We start from the raw sequence: 17,357 nt of genomic DNA, 5'->3' as shown, positions 1-17,357 counted from the left end.
AGTTCGGGTGATGAAGGCACGTATCCAGTGGGCCGGTGAGGCAATGTTCCTTGGCGAGTCCGGCAGCGGCCACGTTGTGGTGATGGATGGCCCACCCGAGGCCGGCGGCCGCAACCTGGGCGTCAGGCCGATGGAAATGCTGTTGCTGGGCCTGGGCGGGTGCAGCAGTTTCGATGTGGTCAGCATCCTGAAAAAGTCGCGCCAGGCGGTGGAGAGCTGCGAAGCGTTTCTCGAGGCCGAGCGGGCAGGCGAGGATCCAAAGGTATTTACCAAGATCCACATGAATTTCGTGGTGAAGGGCCGCGGGTTGAAAGAGGCCCAGGTCAAGCGTGCCGTCGAGCTTTCGGCCGAAAAATACTGCTCGGCGTCGATCATGCTTGAGCGTGCCGGGGTCGAAATCACCCATGGCTACGAGATCGTGGAACTGGGTTGAGCAACGGGTGCGAGCTGCGCGGCGCGTGCCGGCGGCGCTTAATGGCGCAGTGCTGGCAGTGTTGCGTATAGCCAGCCTGGTAGTGCGCTTCTAACCGACTGGCTCAACGCCTCCCGGTGTTTTTGGTAAAGCAGGCCCAGCCCGATGACGCCCAGGCCGATCAAGCTGACCAACACCGGGAACAGCAGGGATTGGGCAAATACGTCATACGCCAGGTACCCCAGGTAGGCGGCAACGCCAAGTGCCCCGAATACCATGAAGACGGGCCGGCGTAGCAACACTGCAACCCCCATGAGCACAAGGTTTATCAGGCAGTAAGTGGCTTTCCCCCATTCACTGCCGCTGTCGAGCATCGTCAACCCACCCCAGAAGGCTGCAAGGCCGGCCAGATAGCCCCAGTGGGCATAGTCTTGCCGCGTCCTACCATCGACTACCAGAAACACCAGCAAGGTCGCCAACCCGAACCACAGAGATACTACTCGGCGTTGGTCCCAACTAAATGGCGCGCCGAATACCCACTCGGTAAGGTCCATCGACATGAACCACAGGGCAACGGCAATGGGCATGACGATAAATGGGTAGGGGACAAGGCGGAGCATCGCCACACCTGCAACAACGGTGGCGGCCTCCATGGCCAGCCAACCGCCCTGTACATGGGTGTAGTACTGGTGGTAATCGGCTTGCACGTCATCGAGCGGCCACCAACCGAGCAACCGCTCCAGCGCGAAGACCGCCAGTGGCACGATACTGACCGCGGCTGCGGCCAGTACGCCGGCCGCAATGGGTTGCTTGCGCTTTTGAAGACTGAGCGCGATCAGGGTCAGCAACCCGATGTAGGCACTGGCCACGGCCAGCAACGCGGTGTCGCCGATGCGTAGCCATGCCTCGTTGAGCAGCCAGCCCATGGCCCCGATGACCAGCAGCGCGCCGAAATAGAACACGCTGTGGGCCAGTTGAAGGCTGCCTGTCGCCACTTGACGCTGGCTGAGAAAGGCTTGCAAGGCCTCGTCCTGGCCTGGCTGGAGAATCCCCGCCTCGACCGCTCGCGCCAGGTCCTTGGCATCGAAACGTGTTGCCATGGCGAGCCTTCAGATGCGATAGGTGCTCTTGGTCATGACCTTGGCCAGCAGGCTCATGCCAAAACGCACAGGCGCAGGAAAGCGGTAGCCACCGGCTTGCAGTGCCGTATCGGCGTGCTGTTCTTCGTCGACGCGCATCTGCTCGAGGATGGCTCGGGATTTTTCATCTTCAGTAGGGATCTGCACCAGGTGCTCGTCCAGGTGCTTGCAGACTTGGTGCTCCGTCGCTGCCACGAAGCCCAGGCTCACCTTGTCGCTCACCAGCCCGGCAAAAGCGCCGATGCCGAATGACATGCCGTAGAACAGCGGGTTCAGGACGCTGGGGTGGCTGTTGAGTTGACGGATGCGTTGTTCGCACCAGGCCAGATGATCGATTTCCTCATCCGCAGCGCGCTCCATGGCCTTGCGCACTGACGGCAGTTTGGCCGTCAAGGCCTGGCCTTGATAAAGCGCCTGGGCGCAGACTTCACCGGTGTGGTTTATGCGCATCAGCCCTGCCACGTGACGTGCCTGCCGATCTTCGAGTTCGACGGCGGGCTTGACGATGGCCGGGGACGGACGAGAGGGTTGGCCGCTGAACGGCAGCAAGGTGCGCATGGCGGTGTCGGCCTGCAGCAACAAGCGGTCGAGCGGGGAATAGTGACGTTCGGTAGCCATCGGGCACCTCCGCAAGAATGTGCCCGACAGTTTAACCCAATCGCGCTCGAGTCGCTTGCGGTGGATCAGCCCGGTGGCCAGTTCATCTGGCGTTGGCCGAGCACGTGCATGTGAATGTGGTAGACCGTCTGCCCACCTTGTTCATTGCAGTTCATGACCACGCGAAAGCCTTCCTCGCAGCCCAGTTCCCTGGCCAGACGCTGGGCCGTGAACAGAATGTGCCCAGCCAGGCCCTTGTCTTCTTCGGTCAGGTCGTTGAGGGTGCGGATGTGCTTTTTCGGAATGACCAGAAAATGCACCGGGGCCTGGGGGGCGATGTCGTGAAATGCCAGAACCTGGTCATCTTCGTAGATGATCTTCGCCGGGATCTCCCGGTTAATGATCTTGAGGAATAAATCGTCCACAGCACTTGCTCCATGGTGAGGGTCCGGGCCGAGTGTACTCAGGCCGAAGCCGCTCGCCCAGCGACTATTCCATACCGACTGGACAATAACGCCGGTGAATCACACCTGCCAGCTTGCGCACCAACCCGTTCGGCAGCAGGCGCGGGGCGAATGCCAGCCAGCGATTGCGTCGCCCCGGCAGAATCAAGGCGCGATTGCGGGCGAGCGCGCGAACGGTGTACAGCGCTACTTCCTCGGGGCTGAGGCAGCGGCTTTTGCCTTCGAGCCGGGCTATGTGGCGCCGTGAGGAACGCACCGGCCCCGGGCACAGCACGCAGACCTTGATGCCTGTGGGTTTGAGCTCTTCGCGCAGGGCCTGGGAGAAATTCATCACGTATGCCTTGCTGGCGGCATAGGTGGCCATCCATGGCCCGGGGGCCACGCCGGCCAGCCCGGCAACGTTGAGGATCTGGCCGCCGCCCTGTACCGCCATCAGATTGCCGATGGCATGACACAAGCGGCTCAGTGCCAGCACGTTGACTTCGAGCAGGTCCTGTTCGTCGGCCCATTCATGGGCCAGGAATGGGCCGTAGGTGCGCTGACCGGCGCAGTTGACCAGCAAATCGATGCGCCGCTCGCCTTCTTCCAGCTCGAGGACGAACCCTGACAGCCTAAGCGGTTGGCTCAGATCGCACGCACGCAACAGCACTTCGACGCCGAAACGCTGGGCAAGCTCGATGGCGACCGGCTCCAGGGTTTCACGGTGGCGTGCGACCAGGATCAGGTTGCGCCCGCGCCGTGCCAGGGCCTCCGCCAGGGCCAGGCCCAAGCCGGTGGAAGCGCCGGTGATCATGGCGTAACGGGTCATGCAGGGCTCCTGGGGCCGAAGAGGGCATCTAGTGTACAGCTTGGCGGTGGCAGGTGCTGCGTTTTGCTGGGCTGCCCAAGCCTGGGAATGCGCCGCTGCATAGGCGGTCAGTGACGCTTATGACGATCGGCGAGTAGCTTTGCACCGTCCTGGCAGCCCCAGTGCTGGGCACCATTATCAGAACGGTTTGACCACCACCAGGATAACGACCGCCAGCAGGATCAGAACAGGTACCTCGTTGAACCAGCGATAGTAGACATGGCTGCGGGTGTTGGTGCCGGCGGCGAAGCGTTTACGCTGGGCCCCGCACACATGGTGGTAGCCGGTCAGCAGAAGCACCAGTGTCAGCTTGGCGTGCAGCCAGCCCTGGCCCAGCCACCCAGGTGTGAGGTAGAGCATCCAGGCGCCGAACACATAGGTGGCGATCATCGCCGGGTTCATGATGCCTCGGTACAGCTTGCGTTCCATGGTCACGAACCGGTCCTGGCTGATGCTGTCCTGGCTCTGGGCATGGTAGACGAACAGCCGTGGCAAGTAGAACAGGCCGGCGAACCAGCATACGACGCTGACGATGTGCAGCGCTTTGATCCATAGGTAGAGCATCGGGGCATTCCTTCAGGTATTCACGGTCGTCAGATAGTAGTGCCCAGGCGCCCTCAGGGACACCTGAAGTGTTGTGACAGACGCATCACGCCCCTATCATCGTGCGTTTTCCAGACGGCTCGTTGATAAGGGGCAAGCGTTATGATCAAGGTCGGTATCGTCGGCGGCACGGGTTACACCGGCGTCGAACTGTTGCGTCTGCTGGCTCAGCACCCACAGGCCGAGGTAGCGGTCATCACCTCGCGCTCGGAAGCCGGTGTGGCGGTGGCCGACATGTATCCGAACCTGCGCGGCCATTACGACGGCCTTGCATTCAGCGTGCCTGACAGCAAGACCCTGGGCGCGTGTGATGTGGTGTTTTTTGCCACTCCCCATGGTGTCGCTCATGCCCTGGCGGGCGAACTCCTGGCGGCGGGCACCAAGGTCATCGACCTGTCGGCCGACTTCCGCCTGCAGGACGCAGTGGAGTGGGCCAAGTGGTACGGCCAGCCTCACGGCGCGCCTGATCTGCTCGACGATGCCGTGTACGGCTTGCCCGAGGTCAACCGCGACAAGATCCGCCAGGCGCGCCTGATCGCGGTTCCGGGCTGCTACCCAACCGCCACTCAACTGGGTTTCCTGCCGTTGCTCGAAGCTGGTTTGGCCGACGCGTCGCGCTTGATCGCCGACTGCAAGTCCGGTGTCAGCGGTGCCGGACGGGGTGCGGCTGTCGGGTCGCTGTTCTGTGAGGCCGGTGAGAGCATGAAAGCCTATGCGGTCAAGGGGCATCGTCACCTTCCGGAAATCAGCCAGGGCCTGCGTCTGGCTGCGGGCAAGGACATTGGCCTGACCTTCGTCCCTCACCTGACGCCGATGATCCGCGGCATCCATGCCACCTTGTATGCGACTGTCGCCGACACATCGGTCGACCTCCAGGCGCTGTACGAGAAGCGCTACGCCAACGAACCCTTCGTGGACGTGATGCCCGCCGGTAGCCACCCCGAAACCCGCAGCGTGCGCGGCGCCAACGTCTGCCGCATTGCTGTTCATCGTCCACAAGGGAGTGATCTGGTCGTGGTGTTGTCGGTCATCGACAACCTGGTCAAAGGCGCTTCCGGGCAGGCCGTGCAGAACCTGAACATCGTGTTCGGGCTTGATGAGCGCATGGGGCTGAGCCATGCCGGCCTGTTGCCGTAAGCTGAGGAGGGCTTACGGCGAGCTGTGCTGATCGCGACCTGCCCGTCGCCTATTGTTGACCGATTTTCTCGGGAAAGCGGATAATGGCCGTCATCGAGTTTTATGACGGCCGTCGGCCGGGAGAATCAACATGAGCGTCGAAACCTTCACCCCTACGGTTTTGGAATTTACCCACGGTGCTGCGCTGAAGGTGAAGAACCTGGTTTCCGAAGAGGGCAATGACCGCCTGAAGCTGCGTGTATTCGTCACCGGTGGCGGTTGCTCGGGTTTCCAGTATGGCTTCACGTTCGATGAGGAAGTGGCCGACGACGATACCATCGTGGAGCGCGAGGGGGTCTCGCTGGTAGTGGACCCGATGAGCTTCCAGTACCTGGCCGGTGCCGAAGTGGATTACCAGGAGGGCCTGGAAGGCTCGCGCTTCATTATCAAGAACCCCAATGCTGCCACCACCTGTGGCTGTGGCTCTTCGTTCTCGATCTGAAGCCTTGCCTTCGTCAAAACGCCGCGCTTAAGCGCGGCGTTTTTCGTTGGGCAGGTCAATGGCTCAAGCCGGATAGATGGCGCCCAGAACACGCAAGCCTTTGGCGGCCGTAACGCTGGGACGGTTGGCAGGGATGCCCTCAAGGCAGCAATGCGCCAGCCAGGCGAACGCCATGGCCTCAACCCAATCAGGGTCTACCCCCTGTTCGGCTGTGCTGGATACCTTCACGCCAGGCAGGCCTGTTGCAAGGCGAGCCATCAAGGCGCCATTGTGGGCGCCACCCCCACATACCAGAAGGGTCCTGGTGCCCTGCTGTGCGGTGTTCAGCGAATCGATGATGCTTTGGGCGCTGACTTCCAGCAGCGTTGCCTGGACGTCCTCGTCGCGGTAGGCAGGCAGCGCAGCGAGATGGCTTTCCAGCCAGCGCAGGTTGAAGACTTCACGGCCTGTACTCTTGGGCCCACTGCCGGCAAAGAATGGGTCGGCCATGAGGGAGGTCAGCAGGGCAGGTTGCACAGCCCCACACGCCGCCCAGGCGCCGTTGGCATCGTATGCCTGGCCGCGTTTGCGCTCGATCCAGGCGTCCATCAGGACATTGCCCGGTCCGCAATCGAAGCCTCGGACCGGCTTGTCTTCGGCAATCAAGCTGAGGTTGCTGAAACCGCCCACGTTCAGAATGGCCAGCGGCTGTTCGAGATGGCCGAACAGCGTTTCGTGGAACGCCGGGACGAGCGGCGCGCCCTGACCACCGGCCGCTACGTCACGGCGACGAAAGTCGGCCACGACCGTGATGCCTGACAGTTCAGCCAGGAGCGCCGGGTTGCCGATCTGCACGGTGAAGCCTCGGGCAGGCTCATGGCGAATGGTCTGGCCATGGCTGCCGATAGCGCGAATGTCTTTGGGCTGCAAGGCATGGTGGTCGAGCAAATCCAGTATGCCTCGGGCTGCCAAGGCCGCCCACAGGTTCTCAGCGAGGGCGACCCGCGCCACTTCATCCGGCCCAGAAGTACACAGGTCGAGCAGCGCTTGCCGCAGTTCCGTTGGCATGGGCAGATAATGGGTGGCGAGCAGTTCGATGTGCTCGCCTTGCTCGACCAGGGCGATGTCCAGCCCATCCAGGCTGGTCCCTGACATCACACCTAGGTAAAGGCCCATGGGCTCACCGTTTGTTCATGGCAAGTAGCGTGGCTTTTTCCTGGTCCATGCGTGCGATCAGCGGCTGGCTTTGCTGCAGGAAACGCTGGCGCTCGTTCTTGGCGATCGGATCGGACATCGGCACTTTCTGGCTCAGCGGGTCAACATGCACGCCGTTGACCTGGAACTCGTAGTGCAGGTGGGGACCGGTGGAAAGGCCGGTGGTCCCGATATAGCCGATGATCTGGCCCTGCTTGACCGAGCCGCCGGTCTTGATGCCCTTGGCAAAGCCTTGCATGTGACCGTACAAGGTCTTGTACCGATTGCCGTGCTGAATGATCACCGTATTGCCGTAGCCGCCGCGCCGGCCGGCCAGCTCGATACGGCCATCACCCGCGGCCTTGATGGGCGTGCCTCGCGGGGCTGCATAGTCCACCCCCTTGTGGGCGCGGATCTTGTTGAGAATCGGGTGCTTGCGCCCGGCAGAGAAGCGGGAGCTGATGCGCGCGAAATCCACGGGTGTGCGGATGAAGGCTTTGCGCAGGCTGTTGCCATCGGCCGTGTAGTAGCTGGTGTTGCCTTGCTTGTTGGTATAGCGCACGGCCGTGTAGGTCTTGCCGCGGTTGGTAAAGCGCGCCGAGAGGATATTACCGGTGCCGACCACTTTGCCGTCCATTACCTTCTGCTCATAGACCACGTCGAACTCGTCACCTTGGCGAATATCCTGGGCGAAGTCGATGTCGTAGCCCAGCACCTTGGCCATGTCCATGGTCAGGCTGTGGGACAACCCGGCGCGTTGTGCCGATGCCGAGAGCGAGCTCTTGATGACGCCATGGGCGTAGGCGGTGCGCACTACGGGTTTGCTGATTTCACGGTTGAAGGTGTAGCCCTTGGCCGTCTTGGTCAGGCGAATGGTTTCGAGGCTGCCGACCTTGCTGTGCAAGCTGGCCAGCTGGCCTTGCTTGTCCAATTCGAACTGCAGGACCTGGCCATGCTTGAGCTGGCTGAACTGCTTGGCTTGCTTGCTGCTGGCAAGAATGTCGTGGACGGCATTGGCCGGCAGGCCGACCTTGGCAAACAGCGTTGACAAGGTATCTCCGCTTGCGACGGTGACTTCCCGGTGGGCAGGGTCTTTCGCGGGCTGTGCGGCGGCTTCGGCCGGCGGGGTTTGCTGTTCGGCTTTCTGGGTGGAGGCAGCCGCCTCATCGATCTGCGCAAACGGCGAGCCTTGCTCACCGGCTGCCTGCACCAGTGGCGCCGCGCGGGATTCGTCTTTCAGTTGCTCGGCTGGGGTTTCCAGCTCGAGGTTGAGGGTGGTTTTCTTGGCTTCCACGTCGCTGGATGGGAACACCAGCAATGCCAGGCTAAGCAGGGCGGCAATGCCGCTGGCGGCCAACAGGTGTGTTTTCGGATAAAGCGGAGGCGCTTTAGGCGGTTCGTTGGTCATGGGTAAGGAGACTTTGAAAAAGGTGAAATGGAATAGATGAATGACATGATGAAGATGAAATAACTGTATAAAATATAACCAAAACCATTTTCACGCAAGGGCGCGTAGACGCTGCGCACACGCCCCCAGGTCACATTCCTTTGCAAAACTTGTATTTGACGGCCGATCTTGTATGGTTGGCTCCCCCTGAATCTGAGCCTTGCGGGTTTGTCTATGAAGTCGGTTGAAGAGCAGCTGGCGCTTATCAAGCGCGGTGCGGAAGAAGTACTGGTGGAGTCCGAGCTGGTTGAAAAACTCAAGCGTGGTCAGCCCTTGCGCATCAAGGCCGGTTTCGACCCTACCGCTCCTGACCTTCATCTCGGTCACACGGTACTGATCAACAAGCTGCGCCAGTTCCAGGAGTTGGGGCATACCGTGGTGTTCCTGATCGGTGACTTCACCGGCATGATCGGCGACCCCAGTGGCAAGAGCGCCACACGCCCGCCATTGACCCGTGAGCAGGTGCTGGACAATGCCGAGACCTATAAGCAGCAGGTCTTCAAGATTCTCGACCCAGCCAGGACCGAGGTCGCGTTCAATTCCACCTGGATGGACACGCTGACACCCGCCGACTTCATCCGTCTGGCATCGCAGTACACGGTCGCCCGTATGCTGGAGCGCGACGATTTCGACAAGCGCTACACCACTAATCAACCCATCGCCATTCATGAATTCCTCTATCCGCTGGTGCAGGGATATGACTCTGTCGCGCTCAAGGCGGATGTCGAGCTGGGCGGTACCGACCAGAAGTTCAACCTGCTGATGGGACGTGAACTGCAGCGTGCCTACGGTCAGGAAGCTCAGAGTATCGTGACCATGCCCCTGCTCGAAGGGCTTGATGGCGTCAAGAAGATGTCCAAGTCGCTGGGTAATTATGTCGGCATCCAGGAAGCGCCTGGTGTGATGTACAGCAAGCTGGTGTCGATTCCGGACACCCTGATGTGGCGTTACTTCGAGTTGCTGAGCTTCCGTTCCATGGAGGACATCGATCAGCTTCGCGTGGATGTAGCCAATGGGGCGAACCCGCGGGACATCAAGATCCAGCTGGCGGAGGAGATCGTGGCGCGGTTCCATGGTGAGGAGGCCGCAGCCAACGCTCATCGCGCCGCTGGGAATCGTATGAAGGACGGCGAGTTGCCGGAAGACTTGCCCGAGATCGAAGTGCTTGCCGCCGAGCCGCTGCCCATTGCTGCGGTGCTCAACCGTGCCGGTCTGGTCAAGAACTCGGCGCAGGCGCGGGATCTATTGGGGAGTGGGGCTGTGAAGGTCGATGGCGCCGTAGTTGACCGTGACTTTGTGGTTGCACTGGGCGCGACCCATGTCTGCCAGGCAGGTAAGAAGTCATTCGCACGCGTCACGCTCAAGGCAGAGTAAGGCATTCGCTGCGCGTACTCTCTATAAGCGGGGGAGGCCGAAGGGCCTTCCCCGCTTTGCTTTTGATTTATATGAAATTAAAGGTTGACGCGGTTTCGAATCCCCTTATAATGCGCCCCACTTCCAGCGACATCGGAACGCGAAACTCCTTGAGATTCAATGAGTTAGCTAGTTCGGGTGGTGCTGTAAGGGTTACGATCGAACAGATCGGCAGCGGTTGAGAAGAAGGTTGACAGTGTGTTGAAACGCTGTAGAATTCGCCTCCCGCTACGAGAGATCGAAGCGAGTCAAGTGTTTGAAGTTGAACGAGTTTCTCGAAATAAACTTCAAAATAAACGCTTGACAGGCAATGAGGAAAGCGTAGAATGCGCGCCTCGGTTGAGACGAAACACGCTCAGCCAAACGCTCTTTAACAAATCGAATCAAGCAATTCGTGTGGGTGCTTGTGAGTACGGACTGATAGTCAAAAAGATTATCAGCATCACAAGTGGCCATGCGAGAAATCACATAGTCATTTGAGATTGCTGAGCCAAGTTTAGGGTTTCTTAAAAACCCAAGCAGTATTGAACTGAAGAGTTTGATCATGGCTCAGATTGAACGCTGGCGGCAGGCCTAACACATGCAAGTCGAGCGGATGACGGGAGCTTGCTCCTTGATTCAGCGGCGGACGGGTGAGTAATGCCTAGGAATCTGCCTGGTAGTGGGGGACAACGTTTCGAAAGGAACGCTAATACCGCATACGTCCTACGGGAGAAAGCAGGGGACCTTCGGGCCTTGCGCTATCAGATGAGCCTAGGTCGGATTAGCTTGTTGGTGAGGTAATGGCTCACCAAGGCGACGATCCGTAACTGGTCTGAGAGGATGATCAGTCACACTGGAACTGAGACACGGTCCAGACTCCTACGGGAGGCAGCAGTGGGGAATATTGGACAATGGGCGAAAGCCTGATCCAGCCATGCCGCGTGTGTGAAGAAGGTCTTCGGATTGTAAAGCACTTTAAGTTGGGAGGAAGGGTTGTAGATTAATACTCTGCAATTTTGACGTTACCGACAGAATAAGCACCGGCTAACTCTGTGCCAGCAGCCGCGGTAATACAGAGGGTGCAAGCGTTAATCGGAATTACTGGGCGTAAAGCGCGCGTAGGTGGTTTGTTAAGTTGGATGTGAAAGCCCCGGGCTCAACCTGGGAACTGCATCCAAAACTGGCAAGCTAGAGTACGGTAGAGGGTGGTGGAATTTCCTGTGTAGCGGTGAAATGCGTAGATATAGGAAGGAACACCAGTGGCGAAGGCGACCACCTGGACTGATACTGACACTGAGGTGCGAAAGCGTGGGGAGCAAACAGGATTAGATACCCTGGTAGTCCACGCCGTAAACGATGTCAACTAGCCGTTGGAATCCTTGAGATTTTAGTGGCGCAGCTAACGCATTAAGTTGACCGCCTGGGGAGTACGGCCGCAAGGTTAAAACTCAAATGAATTGACGGGGGCCCGCACAAGCGGTGGAGCATGTGGTTTAATTCGAAGCAACGCGAAGAACCTTACCAGGCCTTGACATGCAGAGAACTTTCCAGAGATGGATTGGTGCCTTCGGGAACTCTGACACAGGTGCTGCATGGCTGTCGTCAGCTCGTGTCGTGAGATGTTGGGTTAAGTCCCGTAACGAGCGCAACCCTTGTCCTTAGTTACCAGCACATTATGGTGGGCACTCTAAGGAGACTGCCGGTGACAAACCGGAGGAAGGTGGGGATGACGTCAAGTCATCATGGCCCTTACGGCCTGGGCTACACACGTGCTACAATGGTCGGTACAGAGGGTTGCCAAGCCGCGAGGTGGAGCTAATCTCACAAAACCGATCGTAGTCCGGATCGCAGTCTGCAACTCGACTGCGTGAAGTCGGAATCGCTAGTAATCGCGAATCAGAATGTCGCGGTGAATACGTTCCCGGGCCTTGTACACACCGCCCGTCACACCATGGGAGTGGGTTGCACCAGAAGTAGCTAGTCTAACCTTCGGGGGACGGTTACCACGGTGTGATTCATGACTGGGGTGAAGTCGTAACAAGGTAGCCGTAGGGGAACCTGCGGCTGGATCACCTCCTTAATCGACGACATCAGCCTGCTGATGAGCTCCCACACGAATTGCTTGATTCATTGTAAAAGACGATGTTGTAAAGCGACCCTGTTATAGGTCTGTAGCTCAGTTGGTTAGAGCGCACCCCTGATAAGGGTGAGGTCGGCAGTTCAAATCTGCCCAGACCTACCATTACTTGGTTCAGCCGTAGAATACGGGGCCATAGCTCAGCTGGGAGAGCGCCTGCCTTGCACGCAGGAGGTCAGCGGTTCGATCCCGCTTGGCTCCACCAATCCTTCAGGCTTCAGGTTTGCAGCACTGTTCAGAACACAGAAATGAACATTCCGGTGTGAATGTTGATTTCTGACTTTTGTCAGATCGTTCTTTAAAAATTCGGATATGTGATAGAAATAGACTGAAGACCAGTTTCACTGCTGGAATTCAGGCTAAGGTAAAATTTGTGAGTTCTGCTCGTAAGAGCAACGTGCGAATTTTCGGCGAATGTCGTCTTCACAGTATAACCAGATTGCTTGGGGTTATATGGTCAAGTGAAGAAGCGCATACGGTGGATGCCTTGGCAGTCAGAGGCGATGAAAGACGTGGTAGCCTGCGAAAAGCTTTGGGGAGTCGGCAAACAGACTGTGATCCAGAGATCTCTGAATGGGGGAACCCAGCCAGCACAAGCTGGTTATCTTGTACTGAATACATAGGTGCAAGAGGCGAACCAGGGGAACTGAAACATCTAAGTACCCTGAGGAAAAGAAATCAACCGAGATTCCCTTAGTAGTGGCGAGCGAACGGGGACCAGCCCTTAAGTTGATTTGAGATTAGTGGAACGCTCTGGAAAGTGCGGCCATAGTGGGTGATAGCCCCGTACACGAAAATCTCTTGTCAATGAAATCGAGTAGGACGGAGCACGAGAAACTTTGTCTGAATATGGGGGGACCATCCTCCAAGGCTAAATACTACTGACTGACCGATAGTGAACCAGTACCGTGAGGGAAAGGCGAAAAGAACCCCGGAGAGGGGAGTGAAATAGAACCTGAAACCGTATGCGTACAAGCAGTGGGAGCCTACTTTGTTAGGTGACTGCGTACCTTTTGTATAATGGGTCAGCGACTTATATTCAGTGGCGAGCTTAACCGAATAGGGGAGGCGTAGCGAAAGCGAGTCTTAATAGGGCGTTTAGTCGCTGGGTATAGACCCGAAACCGGGCGATCTATCCATGGGCAGGTTGAAGGTTAGGTAACACTGACTGGAGGACCGAACCGACTACCGTTGAAAAGTTAGCGGATGACCTGTGGATCGGAGTGAAAGGCTAATCAAGCTCGGAGATAGCTGGTTCTCCTCGAAAGCTATTTAGGTAGCGCCTCATGTATCACTGTAGGGGGTAGAGCACTGTTTCGGCTAGGGGGTCATCCCGACTTACCAAACCGATGCAAACTCCGAATACCTACAAGTGCCGAGCATGGGAGACACACGGCGGGTGCTAACGTCCGTCGTGAAAAGGGAAACAACCCAGACCGTCAGCTAAGGTCCCAAAGTCATGGTTAAGTGGGAAACGATGTGGGAAGGCTTAGACAGCTAGGAGGTTGGCTTAGAAGCAGCCACCCTTTAAAGAAAGCGTAATAGCTCACTAGTCGAGTCGGCCTGCGCGGAAGATGTAACGGGGCTCAAACCATGCACCGAAGCTACGGGTATCACCTTATGGTGATGCGGTAGAGGAGCGTTCTGTAAGCCTGTGAAGGTGAGTTGAGAAGCTTGCTGGAGGTATCAGAAGTGCGAATGCTGACATGAGTAACGACAATGCGAGTGAAAAACTCGCACGCCGAAAGACCAAGGTTTCCTGCGCAACGTTAATCGACGCAGGGTTAGTCGGTCCCTAAGGCGAGGCTGAAAAGCGTAGTCGATGGAAAACAGGTTAATATTCCTGTACTTCCAGTTATTGCGATGGAGGGACGGAGAAGGTTAGGCCAGCCTGGCGTTGGTTGTCCAGGTTTAAGGTGGTAGGCTGAAATCTTAGGCAAATCCGGGATTTCAAGGCCGAGAGCTGATGACGAGTTGCCTTTAGGCGACGAAGTGGTTGATACCATGCTTCCAAGAAAAGCTCCTAAGCTTCAGATAACTGGGAACCGTACCCCAAACCGACACAGGTGGTTAGGTAGAGAATACCAAGGCGCTTGAGAGAACTCGGGTGAAGGAACTAGGCAAAATGGCACCGTAACTTCGGGAGAAGGTGCGCCGGCGAAGGTGAAGGGCTTGCCCCGTAAGCTTTTGCTGGTCGAAGATACCAGGCCGCTGCGACTGTTTATTAAAAACACAGCACTCTGCAAACACGAAAGTGGACGTATAGGGTGTGACGCCTGCCCGGTGCCGGAAGGTTAATTGATGGGGTTAGCGCAAGCGAAGCTCTTGATCGAAGCCCCGGTAAACGGCGGCCGTAACTATAACGGTCCTAAGGTAGCGAAATTCCTTGTCGGGTAAGTTCCGACCTGCACGAATGGCGTAACGATGGCGGCGCTGTCTCCACCCGAGACTCAGTGAAATTGAAATCGCTGTGAAGATGCAGTGTATCCGCGGCTAGACGGAAAGACCCCGTGAACCTTTACTATAGCTTTGCACTGGACTTTGAATTTGCTTGTGTAGGATAGGTGGGAGGCTTTGAAGTGGGGACGCCAGTTCTCATGGAGCCATCCTTGAAATACCACCCTGGCAACTTTGAGGTTCTAACTCAGGTCCGTTATCCGGATCGAGGACAGTGTATGGTGGGTAGTTTGACTGGGGCGGTCTCCTCCCAAAGAGTAACGGAGGAGTACGAAGGTGCGCTCAGACCGGTCGGAAATCGGTCGTAGAGTATAAAGGCAAAAGCGCGCTTGACTGCGAGACACACACGTCGAGCAGGTACGAAAGTAGGTCTTAGTGATCCGGTGGTTCTGTATGGAAGGGCCATCGCTCAACGGATAAAAGGTACTCCGGGGATAACAGGCTGATACCGCCCAAGAGTTCATATCGACGGCGGTGTTTGGCACCTCGATGTCGGCTCATCACATCCTGGGGCTGAAGCCGGTCCCAAGGGTATGGCTGTTCGCCATTTAAAGTGGTACGCGAGCTGGGTTTAGAACGTCGTGAGACAGTTCGGTCCCTATCTGCCGTGGACGTTTGAGATTTGAGAGGGGCTGCTCCTAGTACGAGAGGACCGGAGTGGACGAACCTCTGGTGTTCCGGTTGTCACGCCAGTGGCATTGCCGGGTAGCTATGTTCGGAAGAGATAACCGCTGAAAGCATCTAAGCGGGAAACTTGCCTCAAGATGAGATCTCACTGGGATCTTGAATCCCCTAAAGGGCCGTCGAAGACTACGACGTTGATAGGTTGGGTGTGTAAGCGCTGTGAGGCGTTGAGCTAACCAATACTAATTGCCCGTGAGGCTTGACCATATAACACCCAAGCAATTTGCTCCTGCAGATTGCGGTGGTGAAGATGACATGAACCGAAAGTTCGCAACGCATCGCAAATATCACATATCCGAATTCGCTGGGCTGTCCAACAGGACATTCTGGCTACAGAATTTCTTGACGACCATAGAGCATTGGAACCACCTGATCCCATCCCGAACTCAGTAGTGAAACGATGCATCGCCGATGGTAGTGTGGGGTTTCCCCATGTGAGAGTAGGTCATCGTCAAGATTCATTTCGCAAAACCCCTATCTGCGTATGCAGGTAGGGGTTTTGTCTTTGGGCGTCAAATAAGCCGGTCGGCATTGCACCTGTGGAAGCCCCGAGGGTTGGCGGCCTGGTATCTGAGCCGGACCGGTGCAACGTACCCCCCAATCTCAATCGCAGGTCCTTGTCCTATGCAAGGCAATCCCCCATGGCTATCATGCCAGCCTCATTCGAAGTCGAGACGCGCATGCTGAAGTTGTTGAATCTCCTCAAGGATGGCCGATTCCATTCCGGAGAAGCTCTGGGGGCGGCTCTGGGCGTCAGTCGCAGTGCGGTGTGGAAGCAGTTGCAGCACCTGGAAAGCGAGCTAAACCTCAGTATCCACAAGGTACGTGGACGCGGCTATCAGCTAGCGTCACCGTTGGTGCTGCTGGACAATGCTGCGATCGCAGGATACGCGGAGGCGGCAGCCTGGCCCACATTCATCCATGAGTCGATCGACTCGACCAATGCTGAAGGTATGCGCTTGGCGGCGGCAGGACAGCCAGCGCCCTTCGTCGTCTTGGCGGAGCAGCAGACTGCGGGTCGCGGGAGACGCGGCCGGCAATGGATCAGCCCTTTCGCGCAAAACCTTTACTTCAGTCTGGTGCTGCGCATTGATGGCGGCATGCGCCAGCTTGAGGGCCTGAGCCTGGTCGTGGGGTTGGCGGTCATGCGCACATTGCAGGCATTCGGGGTAAGGAATGTAGGCTTGAAGTGGCCTAACGACGTGCTGGTCGATGGTCACAAGGTCACCGGCATCTTGCTCGAGTTGATCGGTGATCCGGCAGACGTATGCCATGTGGTGCTGGGCATTGGCATAAACGTAAATATGCAGGCCAATGCGCAGGTGGATCAACGATGGACATCCATGCGTCGAGAATTGGGGGCGTCTGTAGACCGCAATCATTTAGTGGCGGTGCTGAGCCACCACTTGGAGCATGAGCTGGGGCGTCACCGCCGATATGGATTCGCGGCTTTCCAGGAAGAATGGGAGCAGGCGCATCTCTGGCAGGGGCGCAATGTCACGCTCATTGCCGGAGCCACCCAGGTACAAGGCGTAGTCGCGGGTGTGGACGGGCAGGGCGGTTTGCGCATGTGTGTAGATGGCGTGGAGAGAGTTTTCAGCGGCGGCGAGCTTAGTTTGAGGTTGAGTGATGATTCTTGAGCTCGATTGCGGTAACAGCTTCATCAAGTGGCGGGTAATTCACGTTCACGACGCGATGATCGTGGGTGGCGGAATCGTGGATTCCGACCAGACACTCATGGACCAGATCAGAGCGCTGGCATGCGTGCAGGTTACGGCTTGCCGTATCGTCAGTGTGCGCAGTGAAGAAGAAACCGACGCTTTGACGTCACTGATTGCTCAAGTGTTTGCCGTCCAGGCACAGGTCGCACGGTCAGCGCCGGAGATGGCGGGCGTGCGCAATGGCTATGAGGACTATCAGCGCCTTGGTATGGATCGCTGGCTGGCGACGCTGGGCGCATTCCACCTTGCCAAGGGCGCTTGCCTCGTCATTGATCTGGGCACTGCGGCCAAAGCGGACTTCGTGGCGGCCAATGGGGAGCATCTCGGCGGCTACATCTGTCCAGGCATGCCTCTGATGCGCAGCCAGCTGCGCACGCACACGCGGCGTATTCGCTATGACGATGCGTCTGCCGAGCGTGCACTGGTCAGCTTGGCTCCGGGTCGCTCAACGGTGGAGGCGGTCGAACGAGGCTGCGTGCTGATGCTGCAAGGCTTCGTGCGCACACAAGTTGAGCAAGCGCGTGAGATGTGGGGCGAGGATTTTGCTGTGTTCCTGACGGGAGGGGATGCCCCGTTGGTCAAGGACTCGTTGCCTGACGCGCGTGTAGTGCCCGACTTGGTCTTTGTAGGCCTGGCCATGGCCTGCCCATTGAATTGAGGTGC

At 57.8% G+C, this 17,357-nt stretch carries 13 protein-coding genes, 2 tRNA genes and 3 rRNA genes; 11 read left to right on the top strand and 7 right to left on the bottom strand.

The genetic code is table 11. The features are described 5' to 3' along the window. Window positions 1-10: 10 nt before the first annotated feature. Window positions 11-433: an OsmC family protein gene (locus CWR53_RS20315; RefSeq protein WP_023532673.1), complete on the top strand. Its 423-nt coding sequence runs from the start codon at window positions 11-13 to the stop codon at window positions 431-433. Window positions 434-471: 38 nt separating this feature from the next. Here the strand turns inward: CWR53_RS20315 and CWR53_RS20310 are convergent, their stop codons facing one another. The 5 genes from CWR53_RS20310 to hemJ form a co-directional block, all read right to left on the bottom strand. Then, window positions 472-1,512 (bottom strand): DUF2157 domain-containing protein, encoded by a 1,041-nt coding sequence (locus CWR53_RS20310; protein ID WP_100852346.1) that lies wholly within the window; start codon window positions 1,510-1,512, stop codon window positions 472-474. A gap of 9 nt (window positions 1,513-1,521) precedes the next feature. Beyond that, entirely contained in the window at window positions 1,522-2,169 is a 648-nt protein-coding gene (gene coq7, locus CWR53_RS20305; protein ID WP_058603061.1) for a 2-polyprenyl-3-methyl-6-methoxy-1,4-benzoquinone monooxygenase, read from the bottom strand. 65 nt (window positions 2,170-2,234) lie between these two features. Continuing rightward, a complete protein-coding gene (locus CWR53_RS20300; protein WP_058603062.1) occupies window positions 2,235-2,573 on the bottom strand; it encodes a histidine triad nucleotide-binding protein in 339 nt (112 codons plus the stop codon). Between the two features lie 64 nt (window positions 2,574-2,637). Continuing rightward, the gene (locus CWR53_RS20295; RefSeq protein WP_058603063.1) at window positions 2,638-3,420 is read right to left on the bottom strand and encodes an SDR family oxidoreductase; all 783 of its coding nucleotides are present in this window, start codon (window positions 3,418-3,420) and stop codon (window positions 2,638-2,640) included. Between the two features lie 177 nt (window positions 3,421-3,597). Beyond that, window positions 3,598-4,023: a protoporphyrinogen oxidase HemJ gene (hemJ, locus tag CWR53_RS20290; protein WP_100852345.1), complete on the bottom strand. Its 426-nt coding sequence runs from the start codon at window positions 4,021-4,023 to the stop codon at window positions 3,598-3,600. A 141-nt stretch (window positions 4,024-4,164) separates the two neighbouring features. Here hemJ and argC point away from each other — a divergent pair, with 141 nt between their 5' ends. Continuing rightward, window positions 4,165-5,199: an N-acetyl-gamma-glutamyl-phosphate reductase gene (gene argC / locus CWR53_RS20285; RefSeq protein WP_058603064.1), complete on the top strand. Its 1,035-nt coding sequence runs from the start codon at window positions 4,165-4,167 to the stop codon at window positions 5,197-5,199. A 130-nt stretch (window positions 5,200-5,329) separates the two neighbouring features. Then, the gene (gene erpA / locus CWR53_RS20280) at window positions 5,330-5,680 is read left to right on the top strand and encodes an iron-sulfur cluster insertion protein ErpA (protein WP_023532751.1); all 351 of its coding nucleotides are present in this window, start codon (window positions 5,330-5,332) and stop codon (window positions 5,678-5,680) included. A gap of 63 nt (window positions 5,681-5,743) precedes the next feature. Here erpA and CWR53_RS20275 read toward each other — a convergent pair whose 3' ends face one another. Next, window positions 5,744-6,835: an anhydro-N-acetylmuramic acid kinase gene (locus tag CWR53_RS20275; RefSeq protein ID WP_100852344.1), complete on the bottom strand. Its 1,092-nt coding sequence runs from the start codon at window positions 6,833-6,835 to the stop codon at window positions 5,744-5,746. 4 nt (window positions 6,836-6,839) lie between these two features. After that, window positions 6,840-8,261 carry a peptidoglycan DD-metalloendopeptidase family protein gene (locus tag CWR53_RS20270; protein WP_058603066.1) on the bottom strand — a complete coding sequence of 474 codons (1,422 nt, stop codon included), beginning with the start codon at window positions 8,259-8,261 and terminating at the stop codon, window positions 6,840-6,842. A 213-nt stretch (window positions 8,262-8,474) separates the two neighbouring features. On the opposite strand from CWR53_RS20270, the gene tyrS reads away from it, so the two are divergent. From tyrS to CWR53_RS20225, 8 genes are all read left to right on the top strand, one after another. Then, window positions 8,475-9,674: a tyrosine--tRNA ligase gene (gene tyrS, locus CWR53_RS20260; RefSeq protein ID WP_058603067.1), complete on the top strand. Its 1,200-nt coding sequence runs from the start codon at window positions 8,475-8,477 to the stop codon at window positions 9,672-9,674. Window positions 9,675-10,239: 565 nt separating this feature from the next. Beyond that, window positions 10,240-11,775 (top strand): 16S ribosomal RNA (locus CWR53_RS20255). Between the two features lie 85 nt (window positions 11,776-11,860). Further along, a tRNA-Ile gene (locus CWR53_RS20250) sits at window positions 11,861-11,937 on the top strand. 24 nt (window positions 11,938-11,961) lie between these two features. Next, window positions 11,962-12,037, top strand: a tRNA-Ala gene (locus CWR53_RS20245). A gap of 250 nt (window positions 12,038-12,287) precedes the next feature. Then, window positions 12,288-15,180 (top strand): 23S ribosomal RNA (locus CWR53_RS20240). A 134-nt stretch (window positions 15,181-15,314) separates the two neighbouring features. Further along, window positions 15,315-15,430 (top strand): 5S ribosomal RNA (gene rrf, locus CWR53_RS20235). Together the 16S, 23S and 5S rRNA genes with 2 tRNA genes alongside form the textbook arrangement of a ribosomal RNA operon. A gap of 223 nt (window positions 15,431-15,653) precedes the next feature. Further along, entirely contained in the window at window positions 15,654-16,613 is a 960-nt protein-coding gene (gene birA / locus CWR53_RS20230) for a bifunctional biotin--[acetyl-CoA-carboxylase] ligase/biotin operon repressor BirA (protein ID WP_100852688.1), read from the top strand. Further along, a complete protein-coding gene (locus CWR53_RS20225) occupies window positions 16,603-17,352 on the top strand; it encodes a pantothenate kinase (protein WP_058606176.1) in 750 nt (249 codons plus the stop codon). The genes birA and CWR53_RS20225 overlap by 11 nt, the downstream gene beginning before the upstream one ends. Window positions 17,353-17,357 lie beyond the last annotated feature (5 nt).

The sequence above is a fragment of the Pseudomonas sp. SGAir0191 genome, assembly GCF_002812565.2.
In the GTDB taxonomy this organism is placed as follows: domain Bacteria; phylum Pseudomonadota; class Gammaproteobacteria; order Pseudomonadales; family Pseudomonadaceae; genus Aquipseudomonas; species Aquipseudomonas parafulva_B.
Note: the sequence above shows the minus strand (reverse complement) of the source record. Positions and strands in the feature narration are given on the sequence as shown.